At 46.9% G+C, this 16,538-nt stretch carries 9 protein-coding genes; 3 read left to right on the top strand and 6 right to left on the bottom strand.

The genetic code is table 11. From position 1 onward, the window contains the following. Positions 1–25: 25 nt before the first annotated feature. Entirely contained in the window at positions 26–5,572 is a 5,547-nt protein-coding gene (locus KN811_RS18665; RefSeq protein ID WP_187967030.1) for an alpha-2-macroglobulin family protein, read from the top strand. Positions 5,573–6,190: 618 nt separating this feature from the next. Next, positions 6,191–7,822 carry an adenine deaminase gene (gene ade / locus KN811_RS18660; RefSeq protein WP_187967029.1) on the top strand — a complete coding sequence of 544 codons (1,632 nt, stop codon included), beginning with the start codon at positions 6,191–6,193 and terminating at the stop codon, positions 7,820–7,822. Here the strand turns inward: ade and KN811_RS18655 are convergent. Beyond that, the gene (locus tag KN811_RS18655; protein WP_187967028.1) at positions 7,800–8,834 is read right to left on the bottom strand and encodes an NAD-dependent epimerase/dehydratase family protein; all 1,035 of its coding nucleotides are present in this window, start codon (positions 8,832–8,834) and stop codon (positions 7,800–7,802) included. The two genes, ade and KN811_RS18655, sit on opposite strands and share 23 nt — an antisense overlap. A 252-nt stretch (positions 8,835–9,086) precedes the next feature. On the opposite strand from KN811_RS18655, the gene tyrS reads away from it, so the two are divergent. Continuing rightward, positions 9,087–10,388, top strand: coding sequence for a tyrosine--tRNA ligase (tyrS, locus tag KN811_RS18650; protein WP_187967027.1), 1,302 nt, complete (start codon positions 9,087–9,089; stop codon positions 10,386–10,388). Positions 10,389–10,544: 156 nt separating this feature from the next. Here tyrS and KN811_RS18645 read toward each other — a convergent pair whose 3' ends face one another. From KN811_RS18645 to KN811_RS18625, 5 genes are all read right to left on the bottom strand, one after another. Then, positions 10,545–11,522: a LuxE/PaaK family acyltransferase gene (locus KN811_RS18645; protein WP_187967026.1), complete on the bottom strand. Its 978-nt coding sequence runs from the start codon at positions 11,520–11,522 to the stop codon at positions 10,545–10,547. A gap of 59 nt (positions 11,523–11,581) precedes the next feature. Beyond that, the gene (locus KN811_RS18640; protein ID WP_187967025.1) at positions 11,582–12,568 is read right to left on the bottom strand and encodes a hypothetical protein; all 987 of its coding nucleotides are present in this window, start codon (positions 12,566–12,568) and stop codon (positions 11,582–11,584) included. Between the two features lie 56 nt (positions 12,569–12,624). After that, entirely contained in the window at positions 12,625–14,334 is a 1,710-nt protein-coding gene (locus KN811_RS18635; protein ID WP_216334949.1) for a DUF6909 family protein, read from the bottom strand. 48 nt (positions 14,335–14,382) lie between these two features. Further along, positions 14,383–14,898, bottom strand: coding sequence for a hypothetical protein (locus tag KN811_RS18630; protein ID WP_187966435.1), 516 nt, complete (start codon positions 14,896–14,898; stop codon positions 14,383–14,385). Positions 14,899–15,041: 143 nt separating this feature from the next. Beyond that, entirely contained in the window at positions 15,042–16,538 is a 1,497-nt protein-coding gene (locus KN811_RS18625) for a GH3 auxin-responsive promoter family protein (RefSeq protein ID WP_187966434.1), read from the bottom strand.

The following is a 16,538-nucleotide window of genomic DNA, read 5'->3' as shown; positions in this document are numbered from 1 at the left end:
ACATCCAAACCCTAATCAAAACACTATGCAATTAAAAAAATTACTCCTCCCCGTTACAGCGCTTCTTATTTTATTTTCCTGTAAGGATAAAACCCCGGAAGAGGAAATACAGGAACAGATATCCAACCTGTATAAATACCGGGAATACATCTCTGACGTCTCCCAGGGGATCATTTCTTCTCACTCCAGCATAAAAATAATGCTACGTGATCCCATTGCGGAATGGGAGCCCAACCGGGAACTTCGCGAAGACCTCATCCGCGTATCCCCGAAAACAAAAGGTAAGGTAGTAGCCCTGAACAACCAGACCCTGGCCTTTGTACCGGAAGCTCCCCTGAAGCAGGATACGGAATACGAGTTTACATTAAAACTGGGAGATCTCGTAAAGGACATCCCCGGTGAACTAAGGGATTTTTCCTTTAAGGTAAAAACCATCAAACAGCAATTTAAGATCACTACCGACCAGATACAATCCTATAACCGCGACTGGCAATACGTGGAAGGCACACTGAGAAGCAGCGATCAGTTAGCTGCGGAAACTGCAAAAAAACTGGTACAGGCCTCGCAGAAAGACAAAGAGCTCTCCGTAAAATTCTACGGGGAGGCAGAGACCAACACCCAGTTCCGGTTTAAGATCGACAGTATCCGCCGGTTGAAAGAAGATTCGAAAGTAAAAGTAACATGGAACGGCAAGCCCTTTGATATCGATTCAAAAGGGGAAGGAGAGATTCTCATTCCCGGAAAAAACAACTTTACCGTCATGGAGGTCAATGTCGTGGGAACAGACAAGCCTTATGTGGAAATCAATTTTTCAGACCCGTTGAAGAAAAACCAGAACTTTGACGGACTGGTAAGCATCCAGGACGCCAGATCACTGAAATTTTTGGTGGACGGGAATGTACTTAAAGTCTATCCGGAAAACGAACTCAAAGGAGTAAAATCATTGGAAGTGTTCCAGGGCATACAAAATGTGGAAAACTATAAGCTGAAGCAGCTCTTTTCCGAACAGATCGCCTTCGAACAGCTAAAACCTGAGGTAAGGCTGTTGCAAAGTGGCACTATACTTCCTTCCTCCAACAATCTCAAGATCAATTTTGAAGCCGTAAACCTCAATGCCGTCGATGTATCCGTCATTAAAATATTTGAGAACAACATTTTACAGTTCCTGCAATACCAGGACCTCAACGGGGAGGGCGACCTGCGCACTGTGGCCAGGCCCATCGCCCGAAAAACCATTCAGCTTCACAGCAACCTGAGTGCCGCCAACGGCAAATGGCACGCCTATGCCCTGGACCTCAGGGAACTCATCACCCCCGATCCCGGCGCCATCTATCGGGTGGAATTCCGGTACAGGCCGTCTTACAGCACCTATAAATGTGATGAGACCAATTTCCCCGAAGAAGAGGAAACCACCACCGGAGAGAACTACGACGAAGCGCAGGAATCCAGCTACTGGGACAATGTGGAAGGATATTATTACGACGATTATTATTACGATTACACCTATAACTGGGAGGAAAATGAGAACCCTTGTAATACTTCTTATTACCGCAATAAAAAAGTCGCTGTAAACGTCCTCGCCTCCGATCTGGGCGTTACCATAAAAAAGGGCAATAACGAATCCTATTTTGTCAGCGTCACTAATCTTATTACAGCAAAGCCCGAAGCCGACATCAAAGTCACTTTTTACAATTTCCAGCAGCAGGAAATGGCTACAGTCGTTACCGATAAGGACGGGTTTACCATGCTCGATGCCACCGTTCCGGCCTATTTTGCCATTGCCGAAAAAGGAAAGCAAAAGACCTATATAAAACTCAGTGATGGCAACGCACTTTCAGTGAGTAAATTCGATGTTTCCGGAGTTAAACTGCACAAGGGCATAAAAGGATACCTCTATGGCGAACGCGGGGTATGGCGGCCGGGAGACACCCTCTTCCTGTCTTTTATACTCAATGACAAGGCTAATAAACTGCCGAAAGGTCATCCCGTAAAGTTCGAATTAAAAGACCCCTACGGAAAAATAACCCATAAGGAGATCAGGACCAGCGCGACCGACAATTTCTATACCTTTACCACCTCCACAGACCAGAATGCCCCTACCGGGAACTGGCAGGCCAAGATATCCGTAGGTGGTGCGGTCTTTACCAAACGTATCCGCATAGAGACCATAAAGCCCAACCGGCTGAAGATCAAGGCCGATTTTGAAGACGATATCCTCTCCGGTTCCAAACCGGTGAACGGAAATCTTGAAGTGGCCTGGCTGCACGGTGCCATTGCCAGGAACCTCAAGGCTGATATCCAGGCAAGGTTCCAACGGCAAAATACCAGTTTTAAACAATTTGCGGGCTATATTTTCAACGACCCTTCCAGGTCTTTCGCTTCTGAAGAACAAACCGTTTTTGACGGCAAGGTCAATGCCGAAGGCAAAGCCTCGTTCTCACTGAAGCCCCAACTGGAAAAAAAGGCGCCCGGAATGCTGAAGGCTTCCTTTATCACCAAAGTATACGAAACCGGAGGTGATTTCAGTACCGACGTATTTACCAAAACCTATTCGCCATACAATACTTACATAGGCCTTAATCCCCCCAAAGGCGACAAGACCAGGGGCATGCTCCTCACCGATACCAAACACCGCTTCGAAGTGGTTTCTGTGGACGAAAAGGGCAACCCCAAAGCCACCAAAGGGTTAAAGGTAAATATTTACAAAGTAAAATGGCGATGGTGGTGGGACACTTCAGAAGACAACCTCTCTTCCTACCGCGGCAGTGACCACAGGGAAAACGTATTTTCCAAAACCATCAATACAGGTGCTGACGGCAAGGCTTCCTTTGACTTTGAACTGAAATACCCCGAATGGGGCCGTTACCTCATACATGTCGAAGACCCGGAAGGCGGCCACGCCACAGGCCAAACGGTTTATATCGACTGGCCTGGCTGGGCCGGAAAATCCAGGAAAAACGATCCTTCTTCAGCTACCATGCTGGTCTTCTCTACCGACAAGAAAAATTACAGGGTGGGCGAAAAAGCCATCGTTACTTTCCCCAGCAGTGCGGGAGGGCGCGCCCTGGTTACCGTGGAGAACGGTACCGAAGTACTGCACTCGTTATGGGTGGATGCAGAAGAAGGCGAAACCCGGTTCGAACTGCCGATAGACGCCTTATACACTCCTAATATTTATATCCATATTTCCCTGTTACAGCCACACGCATCCACGGCAAACGACCTTCCTATCCGGCTTTACGGTGTCGTACCTGTTACCGTAGAAGATCCCGCCACCAGGCTGAAACCGGAAATAAGCATGCCCGATGTGCTGCGCCCGGAAGAGAAGGTCACCGTAAAAGTGAAGGAAAAACAGGGTAAACCGATGACCTATACCATTGCTGTCGTGGATGACGGCCTGCTCGACCTTACCCGTTTTAAAACACCAAATGCCTGGGACGAGTTTTTCGCCAGGGAAGCCCTGGGTGTAAAGACGTGGGATATCTACGACGATGTTATCGGGGCCTACGGAGGCAGGATAGACCAGGTATTCAGCATAGGTGGTGACGAAGAGCTGGCCGGGGCCAAGAACAAAAAGGCCAACCGCTTTAAGCCTATGGTGGTTTATCTCGGGCCTTTTACCCTGGATAAAGGCCAAACCCGGTCGCACAGTATTACCATTCCCAAGTATATCGGTTCTGTAAGGACCATGATTGTAGCGGGAGACCCGGAAACCGGGGCCTACGGAAGTACGGAAAAGACCACCCCGGTACGCAAACCGCTCATGGTACTGGCTTCCCTGCCCAGAAAGATCACCCCCGGAGAGAAAGTTACCCTGCCCGTTACCGTATTTGCCATGGAAAACAAGGTGAAAAACGTAAGCGTTCAGGTAAAAGGCAACAAGGCATTCCGCATAACGGGTGATGCTACACAAAAGGTGTCCTTTGACAGGCCGGATGAAAAAATGGCTTATTTTGAACTCGAGATCGCCGATTTTGAAGGTATCGGTAAAATAGAGGTTATTGCGTCCGGCAATGGAGAAAAAGCGTCTTATGAGGTAGAAATAGACGTGCTCAATCCCAATCCGCTTACCACATCGGTACAGGATATTATACTGGAGCCGGGAAAATCCCGGGAACTGGCACTGGAAACCTTTGGGGTTGCAGGAAGCAATACGGCAAGCATTGAATTCTCCACGCTTCCGCCCATGAACTTCAACGGCCGTATGAAATACCTCATCCGGTATCCGCACGGATGTGTGGAGCAGGTAACATCAGCCGCATTCCCGCAGTTGTTCCTTCCCGGTATCTTTGACCTTACGGCAGACAAAAAGCAAAAGATCCAGAAAAATGTGGAAAGGGCCATAAAACGCCTGGGCGGCTACCAGCTTCCGAATGGCGGTTTTGCCTACTGGAGCGGCCAGAACTATGCCAATGACTGGGGTTCCTCATATGCAGGCCACTTTTTACTGGAAGCAGAGAAAAAAGGATACGTCCTCCCTATCGGCTTTAAAAATAGCTGGATCAATTACCAGAAACAGGCCGCCAAACAATGGAGGCAGTCCCGTAAAAGTTCTGATCTGGCACAGGCCTACCGCCTGTATACCCTGGCCCTGGCCGAAAATGCAGATGTCTCTTCCATGAACAGGTTAAGGGAAACGCCGGACATATCCAACGAAGCCAGGCTCCGACTCGCTGCAGCCTATTCCCTGATCGGACAGAAAAATGCCGCCCGGGAGATATTTGTGAATGCCAATATCGATATTCAGCCGGTGAAATACGATTATCACACCTATGGTTCTACGGAAAGGAACCGCGCACTGGCTTTGGAAACCCTTTTGTTACTGAACGAGAAGGTCAAAGCCCGGGACATGGCCCGGGACATCGCCAAAAACCTCAGCCAAGACCGCTGGATGAGTACACAGAGTACCGCATACAGCCTCCTCGCCATGGCTAAATTCGCCGAATACATCGGTGGTAAAGGTATTGATGTCTCGTATACCGTAAACGGAAAATCCACTGCGCTGAATACACCGAACACCCTGGCAGACAGAAGCCTGGACATCAGCAAAGGAAATAATACCCTGAAGCTGCAAAACAACAAGGACAACACCCTGTTCGTCCGGGTACTGAACAACGGAATTTTACCGGTAGGCCAGGAAAGGACAGAACAGCAGAACCTCACGGCCAAAGTAGTATACAAAGGAAGGGACGGAAATATACTGAATGTTTCCAGCCTCACCCAGGGCACCAATTTTATCGCCGAGGTGACCATTACCAACCAGAAAGGAGATGCCCTCAAAAACATAGCCCTGACACATATCTTCCCCAGCGGATGGGAGATCGTCAATACCCGTTTCACCGATTTCGGAAATGCCCAGGGCACTGCCAATGAGGCCACCCATACCGACCTCAGGGACGACCGGGCCAATTTCTATTTCGACCTCGGTGCACACAAGAGCAAAACCTTCAGGGTACTGGTCAATGCTTCCTATCTCGGAAAATACTACCTGCCCGGCATACAGTGCGAGGCCATGTATGACAATGATTATCGGGTGCGGACCAAAGGAAAGTGGGTTGAGGTGGTACAATAGCGTTATTTAACTCGACATAAACTAAAAACGTCATTGCGAGGAGCCGAGAGGCGACGTGGCAATCTCCTATGGTAAACAGCATACCTCCAAGGGTAAGCGCAAATCCGCCAAGAGACTGCCATACTTCGTACCAATGACGTGTTTCGTAAGTAACTGAATTGCAGAAGTATGAAATAGTTTTCACGTCGAGTGTAATCGAGACGCCTTGGCCTGACCACCCCTCGACTTTAGTTTATCCTGAGCAAAGCCGAAGGGCTCGGGGTGACAGAGGGCGTCATTATCAATTTATGCCGTTGCCTAAACGTTAATTCTCACAGTGACGTACTTAAAGTCATTCCAATTATAATTCTCAAAATAAACACTTTTGATTTATATCGAGCTTATTTAATTTTTTTTGAGAAGGCCAGGTTTATTGTTTAGAGCTATTTTTGTATACTTGTTTTAAATACGTATTTACGTTTAAATACATCGGCAATGAATATTGAATTAACTCCTCTAGTTAAAAGTTTGAGTGGTGTTATACAACTCCCTTCCGACTTCGATTACAAAGAAGATTATACGGCCTTCTTGATCAAAAAATATGAATATAAAAAGGTTGAATAATTTAACGTGTTTTCCATGCACAAAAAAACCATTTCCGGCCAGTTTGTAGATATCCCCAATAGGGAAATATTCCCGGCCAGGATAACCATATATGATAAGAGAATAGCATCGGTTGAGAGGATGGAAACCGCTTCGGAGGCCTACATCCTCCCGGGGTTTATCGACGCCCATGTCCACATAGAATCTTCCATGCTGGTCCCTTCAGAATTTGCCCGGATCGCTGTGGTACACGGCACTGTGGCCACGGTGTCCGACCCTCACGAAATAGCCAATGTCTGCGGTATGGAAGGGGTGCAATACATGGTAGACAACGGGCAAAACGTAAATTTTAAATTCTATTTCGGTGCTCCCTCCTGTGTCCCTGCCACGCCTTTCGAAACGGCGGGAGGAGAGATCACTGCAAAAGATATCGGTACCCTGTTGAAAAAAGAGCATTTCACCTACCTGGCCGAAATGATGAACTGGCCCGGTGTGATAAACCGGGACCCGGAAGTCCTCGAAAAAATAGCTGTGGCACAAAAATACGGTAAGCCTGTCGATGGTCATGCCCCGGGGCTCAAGGGAGAACTGGCCGGAAAATACATCTCGGCAGGTATTTCTACCGATCACGAGTGTTTTACCAAAGAAGAAGCGCTGGACAAGTTGAAACACGGTATGAAAATAGCCATACGCGAAGGCAGTGCGGCCAAAAATTTCGAAGCCCTGGTCGATCTTATTGACGAGTACCCAGATCATATCATGCTCTGTTCTGACGACAAACACCCGGACAACCTGGTGGAAGGCCATATCAACCAGCTCGCAGCCCGGGCTGTTGCAAAAGGGAAAGACCTTTTTAAGGTGCTGAAAGCCGCCTGCCTGAATCCTATCGATCACTATAACATGAACGTAGGAAAGCTCCGCGAAGGCGACCCGGCCGATCTCATCCTCGTCAAAGACCTGGAAAGTTTTGAAGTACTGGAGACCCTTATCGACGGCGAAACGGTTGCGAAAGCGGGAGAATCCCTGATCGCGGGAACAAAAAACCGTATCATCAACAATTTTCACGCCTCCCGAAAATCCCCGGGGGAATTTGCCGTTAAGGCCCGGGGAGAAAAGATCAGGGTCATAGAAGCCAAAGACGGGGAACTCATTACCTCGGAAAAAACAACCGGTGTTAAAACTGATAACGGTTATGCCGTTTCCGATACGGACAACGATATCCTTAAAATTGCAGTGATCAACCGATACCGGGATGCACCGCCTGCGATTGCCTTTATTAAAAATTTCGGATTAAAAGAAGGGGCCATTGCATCTTCCGTAGCACATGATTCACACAATATCATTGCGGTAGGTACGGACGACCGTGCCATTGCCGAAGCCGTAAATCTCATTATTGACAGCAAAGGAGGGATTTCTGCGGTAAACAGAACGGAGAAAAAGCTGCTCGCCTTACCGGTTGGAGGCATTATGTCTGCCGAAAACGGTTATAAAGTGGCCCGGGAGTACACTGCCATAGACAAGATGGCCAAAATGATGGGTGCTACCCTGCACTCGCCTTTTATGACCCTGAGCTTTATGGCCCTGCTCGTTATTCCAGACCTTAAACTCAGTGACAAAGGCCTGTTTGACGGACAAAAATTTGCGTTTACCGACCTGTTCCCTTCTTAACTGATGACACATAATTTTTGCCTACAAAGGTTATGGTTTCGGAAAGCGGCCGGAATTCCAGGCCCAGTTCCTCCTTCACTTTATCACTGCTGTACAGGTTTTTTGATGTTATTGTCCTGGCCAGGAGCCTGGTAATTTTACGCTTGCTCCCGGTCAGAAGGCTCTTCAGCCAATCCAGCCGCCACAGCCATTGCAGCGCCCATGCCGGGACTTCTTTTTTTGGACCTTCTTTTCCCAGGGCCCTGGCAATAGCAGCAAATAGCTCTCTGTAACTGCGGTTTTCAGATACGGCAATATACTTTTCGTTCTTTATATCGCTGTTCATAAGCCGTATCATTATGGCAACCACGTCCTCTGCATCCACATATCCGGTAACTCCTTCTGTATAATATTTCATTCCCTTGTCCAGCTCCTGGAACAGCCTTCCGCTACCTTTGTTCCATCCCGCTATGCCCGGGGGTACGCCCAGCACTATCCCGGGGTTTACGATAACCACATCCAGCCCTTCCTGGCTGCCCCTCCACACTTCCATCTCCGCACCGTATTTGGAAATGGCATACACATTGTTTTCTTCCTCCATATTCCACTGGGCTTCCTCGGTAATAAATTCCTCCCCAACCTTTTTGCTGAGTGTTGCCACTGAACTGACATAACACAGCTTTTCTACGGCATTGGCAATACAAAGGTTCACCACATTGGCAGTCCCTTCGGTATTTGTTTTTTTCAAAAGGTAATAATCCGAAGGATCAAAGGAAATGAGGGCAGCAGCATGATAAACCCTTCTCACTCCCTCAAAAGCATTGGAAAGGGCGGGAATATCCGTGATGTCGGCTTCAACCCATTCTATGCGGCCAAACCTTGCCCGGTCTTCCTCAGAGGCAGAAAACAGCCCGGCCACAGCGTCGATATCACTGCCCTTCCTGTAAACCGCCCGTATTTTTTCTTCTTTTCGGCTTAGCGAATACAACAAACGGGCCCCGATAAGCCCCGTTCCTCCGGTAACTAGAATCATAGGATCAAAGATATGTATTTTCTGGTTCAAAGTTCAAAGTTTTACCCGGTCCCTGAGCCCTTCGGTTAAATACTATACTGAGTTTATCGAAGTACTCAGGATAAACTAAAGCCGAAGGGCAAGGTTCAAGGTTTTGGTTCCTGAGCAGAGCCGAAGGACAGGTTCCAGGTTTTTGGTTCCGGGTTATAGTTTTTTTCTTCTATTGGCCGCTTTATTGTAAATTTGCGCTTGTTTACCAAAAAAGAAGTAATAATGGTCAAGAATTTTGTAGAAGAACTGCGCTGGAGGGGCATGATCCACGATGTTATGCCGGGTACGGAAGAACAACTGAGCAAGGAATCCACATCGGCTTATGTGGGTATTGATCCCACTGCGGATTCCCTGCATATCGGTCACCTTGTCGGTGTGATGATGCTAAGGCATTTTCAGCTTGCAGGCCACCGCCCTATTGTTCTCGTAGGCGGAGCAACGGGGATGATCGGAGACCCTTCCATGAAATCGGAAGAGCGCAATCTGCTGGACGAGGAGACCCTCCAAAAAAACATCAATGGGATCAAGGCGCAATTGTCGGGCTTACTGGACTTCAATTCAGACCAGCCCAATGCAGCCCTGCTGGTAAACAACTACGACTGGATGAAGGATTTTTCCTTTATCGGTTTTGCGCGCGATGTGGGCAAACGCATTACCGTCAACTACATGATGGCCAAAGATTCTGTTAAAAAACGCCTGAGCTCCGATTCCGGTTCAGGAATGTCTTTTACAGAATTTACCTATCAGCTTATCCAGGGATATGATTTTTACCATTTATACAAAACCTACAACTGCCAGTTGCAAATGGGCGGATCGGACCAATGGGGAAACATCACCACCGGAACGGAACTGATACGCAGGATGAGCGATGACAGTGCCAAGGCCTTTGCCCTCACCTGCCCGCTGATCACTAAGGCCGACGGATCGAAGTTCGGCAAAACAGAAGGCGGAAACGTATGGCTGGACCCTGAAAAGACATCGCCCTACAAGTTTTATCAGTTCTGGCTGAACACTTCAGATGCGGATGCTGAAAAGTATATCAAAATATTTACCTTCCTGGACAGGGAAACCATAGACGAACTGGTTGCCCAACACAGGGAAGCTCCGCATACCCGTGTTCTTCAGAACAGGCTTGCCGAAGAGATCACCATATTTATTCACGGCAGGAAAGAACTGGAGAAGGCCATAAAGGCATCACAGATCCTGTTTGGCAAGAGCTCTTCAGAAGACTTGAAAGCCCTGGACGAACAGACCTTCCTGGACGTGTTTGACGGGGTGCCTCAGGCCGAAATACCTGTTTCCGATCTTAAAGAAGGACTGGACATTATCGACGCACTCAACGAAAAATCCGGATTCCTGAAATCCAATGGTGAAGCGAGGAGGGCGCTGAAGGAAAATTCCATTTCAGTAAACAAAGAAAAGGTAAGCGAAGGACATACTATCACTGCTGAAGCTCTTATCAATGACAAGTTTGTATTGTTGCAAAGGGGGAAGAAGAACTATTTTGTTCTGGTAGCTCGTTAAAACAGAGGATCATTACGATGTCATGCTGAACCTGTTTCAGCATCCCATCACGTTGATCGGACAATCGCTATGAGACCCTGAAACAACCCCTCGACACTTCGGCTGTGCTCAGTGCAGGCAAGTTCAGGGTGACGGCGTTAAATATAGGAAATACGATTACATCACCATCAGGTTACATCCCCGGATATCGGAATTGTCGAACCTGCCGAGCACTTCAAAACTACCATCGGGATAGGTTTTTCCCAGATCCTGTGTGGCTATGAACGAACAGGAATTGATATTGGCCAGGTCTATGACGTTTATTCCCCCGGTCTTTCCGGCAGTTTGTAGTGAGAGGGCATCTTCGGTATCCCTTATAACAATTTTCATCCAGGAAGGGCATTTAAAACGGCCGTCCCCGGCAGAATAGGCCTGCGACAACAATTCCGTCATCCCGTATTCGCTGTGGATATGAGACACGCCAAAGCCTGCGCAGAGTATTTTGTGCAATTCCTGGCGGATGAGTTCTTTTCTCCGCCCTTTCATCCCTCCCGTTTCCATGATAATGGTGTTCTTTAACCGGAACGTGTGGCTTTCCACGAGATCGAGCAAGGCAAAGGAGACCCCGATAAGCAACACTTTTTTACCCGAACTGTCCAGTTTTTCCAGCTTATCGCTCAATTCGGAAATATTGTGAAGGTAAAAACCGCTTTCCGTATTGCCGGAGCGTTTTATCAGATCGTCCACCATATAGATCAGGGAAGAGCCCTGGCGCTCCAGATAGGACGGCAGGAGGGCAAGGACCACATAATCCTCAATATCGCCGTAGAAACGTTTAAATGCACCTAAAAAACTCTTTTCGTAAAGGCTTCTGTCCGTAACATAATGTTTACTCGCTTTCATCCCGGTAGTTCCGCTGCTGGTAAATACTTCTTCCGGATCGCCGGGAGACGCTACTACGGTATGGGTCTTAAAGCACGAAATGGGCAGAAAAGGGATCTTTTCTACGGTCTTTACCGTTTCCGGGGTTCTTTTCAGAAGGTCGCAAAATTTCCCGTATACCTCATTATTCCGGTATTGATGCCGGAACACATCCAGGGTCACGGCATTGAAATCTGCCGTATTGGCTATGTTAAAAATGACATCATTATTCATGACGGGAAGTTATACATTACTACAAAAACCAATGATAAACAGATGTACAGGACATCCGCTTATTCTTCCGTGGCGATCTCCTTCACCCTCCTGAAAAGGTATATGAACAGGGATACACCGGAAAAAACTATAAACAGCAGTAAAGGGAACAACCATTTCTTGGTGGAAGTGATTCCCTTTTTCGGAATATTGGTCTTTACGGCAACTTCTTTTATTACTTTATCCGTATCTGTGGCATTGATGGTAAGTTTATCAATATCATCAAATAGTTCCTGTTGAGAACTAACCAGGTCACCCATTGATCCGGTAAGTGATTCGGCCCTGAAGTAGAACAGCTTATCATCGGGTATGCCCCGGTTTATACTGTCATTCCCCTGCATGCGCAGAATGTCGTTAATATACCCGACAACCTGCCTGTTGACCTTTATCCTGTTATCGATATTGGTGCGCAGGCTGTCTTTCAGGCTATTGAAATATTCGTTGTTATTGAGAAAATCCATGATCCTGGAAATAACCTTCGCGGAATTCTTCCGGGTCCTGGTATAAATGGTTATACGGTGAAACTTGTAATTTTTGGCAGTTTCCATCTCCTTTGCGGAAGATGCATCGCCCTTTAGTGCCCTGAACGCATTCAGGTTGCTCTCATTTTCTCCCAGAAAGCTGTAAATATCAACAATAGGCTCTATTTCAATCCCGGAAAAATAGGATACGGAATCTATTCCCATGGACTTAAAAAAACTGATATCCCCTATCCTCCTTTTGGCCTCGAGTTCTTCTACACTGGAATACAGATAATCCACACTCCCGAAATTGGGTACCACGATGACCTCGTTCTTGTAGGTCTTCGATGCGGTAGTATCCATAAAATAACCCGCCACAAAACCAATAACCAGCAATATGATAACTATAACGGCAAATCTCTTATAGAAAAGAAAAATATTATAAATGCCTTTTATGATCCACTTGAAAAATCCCTTGATCTTTTGAAACAAAACAGCAAGGTCTATTTCTTCGGAGTTATTGTTTTTTTGGATGTTATCACTCATGGTCTGCAATATTGTTTTTCAGAATTATGGGGATACTGTTCCCGGCGATCTCAAAATCAACGCTTGTTAAGTATTTGTTCAAGTATTCTTTCGGTGATCAGGTAGGTAGGTTTTACTCCCGTGGCGCCAAGGCCTCCCGAAGCCAGGGTGCTTCCCGTTTCCAGCGGGTTATCGGAAGCATAGTAGGCATAGCGCACCTCAACATCTTTCGCTATGCTCTTCCGTATCCTGGATGCGGATTGTATGGCTTTCTGATAATGGGCTCCTTCCATTTCCAGTCCCACTACATTCCAGGTAGAATCGTGGAAAAACTTAAGCAGGTCCTTGTTTTGCAGGGAAGTTCCGAGAACAGTGATCATAGTTCCTTCGAAAACCCTGAGGCCATGCCCTTCAAAATCTTCTTTGCACAATTCGTTTTTAAAGGGGTAATTATCTGCCGTACCCTCGAAAATATGTGCCGAAGGGATCATCAGATCGCCTTTGCCTCCTTCGAGTATACCGGCTTTACCCATAATAGATACCGAGGCTACATTGAGAAAATACAATTTTCCCTTCTCTCCTTCTTTCCCTGCTGCTTTGTCCTTATAGGGTTTTAAAAATTCGTCTATGGTTTCGTAAGCCTGTTCACCAAAAGCGTAGTCCATGACAAAAAGCACGGGCTTTTCCTCTTCAGGCAGGGTAGTGTTAAAATCGTAGTTGATCTGGCCGAAATCTATTTTGGCCGTGTCGAATATCTGCACGTCTATATTGGTCCCGGTAGTGTCGTCTACGGAGATCATCCCGTTTTTGTGGGCAAAGGCTTTTACTTTGTCACGGAGTGCTCCGTTTTCCGGCAGGCTCAGTACTTCATAAAGCTCCAGTTTTTCTTTACCGGAAAATTCCTTTTTAAGCGCCTTTTCAGCGAACAGGGAATTCATAACACTGTGCATATTGGCACTGATTATGTGAATGGGCCGCTGCAGCAAATTGTTCTTTTGCAGTGTTTTTTTAATGGTATTGGCCCAGGCTTCCCCGTGTATGTGGTGCCCCAGGCGTTCGCGGAGTATGGGGCTGAACGTAATGGTTCTCTTATTGTTGTCGCGTTCTTCTTCTATAGCCAGTTTTCCCATCCAGTACACCATGTGCAGAAAACGCTCCGGTTTTTGTTTCGTAGCAAAAGTTCGATAGGCATCGAGGGCCTCCTCAAAAGTCCTTCCGATGATATTGGCCACATGGATCAGGGCAACCTCCCGTTCGCCTTGTGAAAGTTTGCCCTTTTTTACAGCGGTTTCCAGTTTAAACCAGTCGCGCGTGGTCTCTCCGGTCTCGTCTATATAAACACGCCTGCATATTTTTTGCGACTCGATATACAGGAATGTAAGATGCGTAAGAATATCGTAAATGTCCGATCGCCCCCTGGTGATCTCAATGTTCATCTGCTCGTCATCTACACGATAACAGTTCCTTCTCCTTTTCGGGGGAATGATGGGTTTGAAGTGCGATTTTTTATAGCCTTCATCGGAAGTGAGGTTCACATAACGGCATTCTTCAATACCGATAGGAAGCCTGTCCAGAATATACATCAGCCCGTTCAGTTCTACCTTGTCTTCGGCAACGGAGCCATAAATTTCCGGCCGCAGCAGCAAAAGCGATTGCCGGAGGGTTTCCCCCGACACTCCCATAGGCTTATAGAACCCCCTGTTGAGCAGATGCCTCATGGTGATGTACATCCGTTCAATGGCATTGGTCGATTCCTGTGCTCTTGTTCTTCCTTTAGTTTTACTCATACTCTATTTTCCGCACAAAAATACGGGATTTTATGTTATCTCCACCGATTAGTTACTCATCATTCTTTTCAGTTCCTTACCTGCTATATACCGCTCCTTGCGCAATTTTCTTATCACCTTACGGGCCAGATTATTATTTACGGTCCCATAGCCTGCATAAAAATCACCCTCTACGGAAGAGGTCGCTATCCACTGGTTTTCCAGTGTAGCCATGTCTATAAGATAGATATGAAACCTGGCATTGGGTTCGTATCTGGTACTGATATCCCCATCTACGCCATCTATATGCTGCGTTTGTTCCCAGGACACTCTTTTTATAACCAAAACGGCCTCGGCTCCGGAAGTTTTTATTATATCTATAAACTCTTTATAATCGTAATCCTTGTTAATATCGAACAAATCCCCGGAAGCAATTCCTTTAGTTGGAAACATATTCCTGATAAAGGTTTTTTCTAATTGTTTCCTGTACTTTGCACCGTCCAGATCGTTAAACTTTCCACGAAAAGACTCATTATAAGTCTCATCGTTGAGTTTAGTGATGTCATTTTTCGATGTTGTCCACACAACAGCCACTTTATTATATATTCTTGACGGTTCCTTTATCTTATGATCAGAAATATTCCCTGAAGCACAACTTTGAAATAACAGCAAAACCAACAATGCAAAAATCAATAATCCTGTACGCATAGTCTGATAATTTATTTGGGTTAAACTTTGTATTTATATAATTCTTCGGCGAGTTTACGGTCGTTGGACAGGCGTTGCACCTTGTTCTGCCCACCCAGCTTGCCCACGCTTTTCATATAGCCGGTAAAACCGTCTTTTTTTATTTTCGTGATCTTCAGGGGTTGTAATATATTTCCGGCGATAAGGTCGTAATAGTAGCTGTTCTGCTCTTGCAGGGCCCGGTCTATTTTCAGGGCAAAGTCTGCCAGGTTTTCGGGCTCCTTTTCAAACTCTACCAGCCATTCGTGATAAGGGAGCCCGCCTTCCCCGGGCTCGGTCTGGGGAGCTACGGTAAACTCATTAATGCTGACCCCGAAACTTTCGATGGCCTGCCTCATGGCCTCCTCCACTTCCTTGGCTATGACGTGCTCACCGAAAGCAGAGGTAAAATGTTTTATCCTGCCCGAAACCACTACCCGGTAGGGCTTAAGCGAGGTAAACTGAACGGTATCGCCCAGGTTATAGGCCCACAGCCCGGCATTGGTGGAAATGATCATTACATAATTGACCCCGGTTCTTACATCTTTTATGGTGAGCCGTTCCGGGTTTTCCTCAAAAAATTCATCTGCCCTGATAAATTCGTAAAAGATCCCGGAATCGAGTTGTAACAACATCCCTTTTTCTTTCTGCGAATCCTGATAGGCAAAAAATCCCTCGCTGGCAGGAAAAAGTTCAATACTGTCTACCTTTCTCCCGATAAGCTGCTCAAACTTTGCCCGGTAGGGTTCATAATTCACTCCGCCATAAATAAAAAGCCGGAAGTTCTTAAAAATATCACCGACCTTATTGCCTGTTCTGGCCTGAAGTTTTTCAAAATACATCTGCACCCAGGAAGGGATGCCGCTTATCACCGTCATATCTTCTTTCAGGGTTTCTTCCACTATGGCATTGACCTTGGTTTCCCAGTCTTCTATACAGTTGGTTTCCCAGCTGGGCATACGGTTCTTTTGCAGGTATTTGGGGACATAGTGGGCCACGATCCCGGATAAACGCCCCAGCTTTATGCCGTTCTTTTCATTCAGTATGGGGCTGCCCTGCAGGAAGATCATCTTACCATCCACAAAACGCGTATTTCCCGTTTCGTTGATGTAGCACAGGATGGCATTCCGCGCTGCCTGAATATGATAGGGCATGGAATCGGCCGTGAGGGGGATGTACTTGGCCCCGGAAGTCGTCCCGGAGGTCTTGGCAAAATACAGGGGCTTGCCTTTCCAGAGCACATCTTCCTCCCCTTCCACCATACGGTCTATATAGGGCCTCAATGCCTCATAGTCGCGTACGGGGACCCTTTTTACGAAATCTTCATGGTTTTTGATGCTGCTGAAATCGTGATCTTTTCCGAATGCAGAAGGTGCAGCCGAGGCGATCAGTTCCCGGAATACCTTTTCCTGGGTTTCCACGGGGCGGGCTGCCCATTTTTGAATCTTATTGCAGGTGGTCTTTGCAAATATTTTTGCAGCAAAGGATTTTAATGACAT

The sequence above is a fragment of the Sinomicrobium weinanense genome, from assembly GCF_018863395.1.
Classification (GTDB): Bacteria; Bacteroidota; Bacteroidia; order Flavobacteriales; family Flavobacteriaceae; genus Sinomicrobium; species Sinomicrobium weinanense.
The sequence above is the reverse complement of the archived record's forward strand: the minus strand, read 5'-3'. Positions and strand labels throughout refer to the sequence as shown.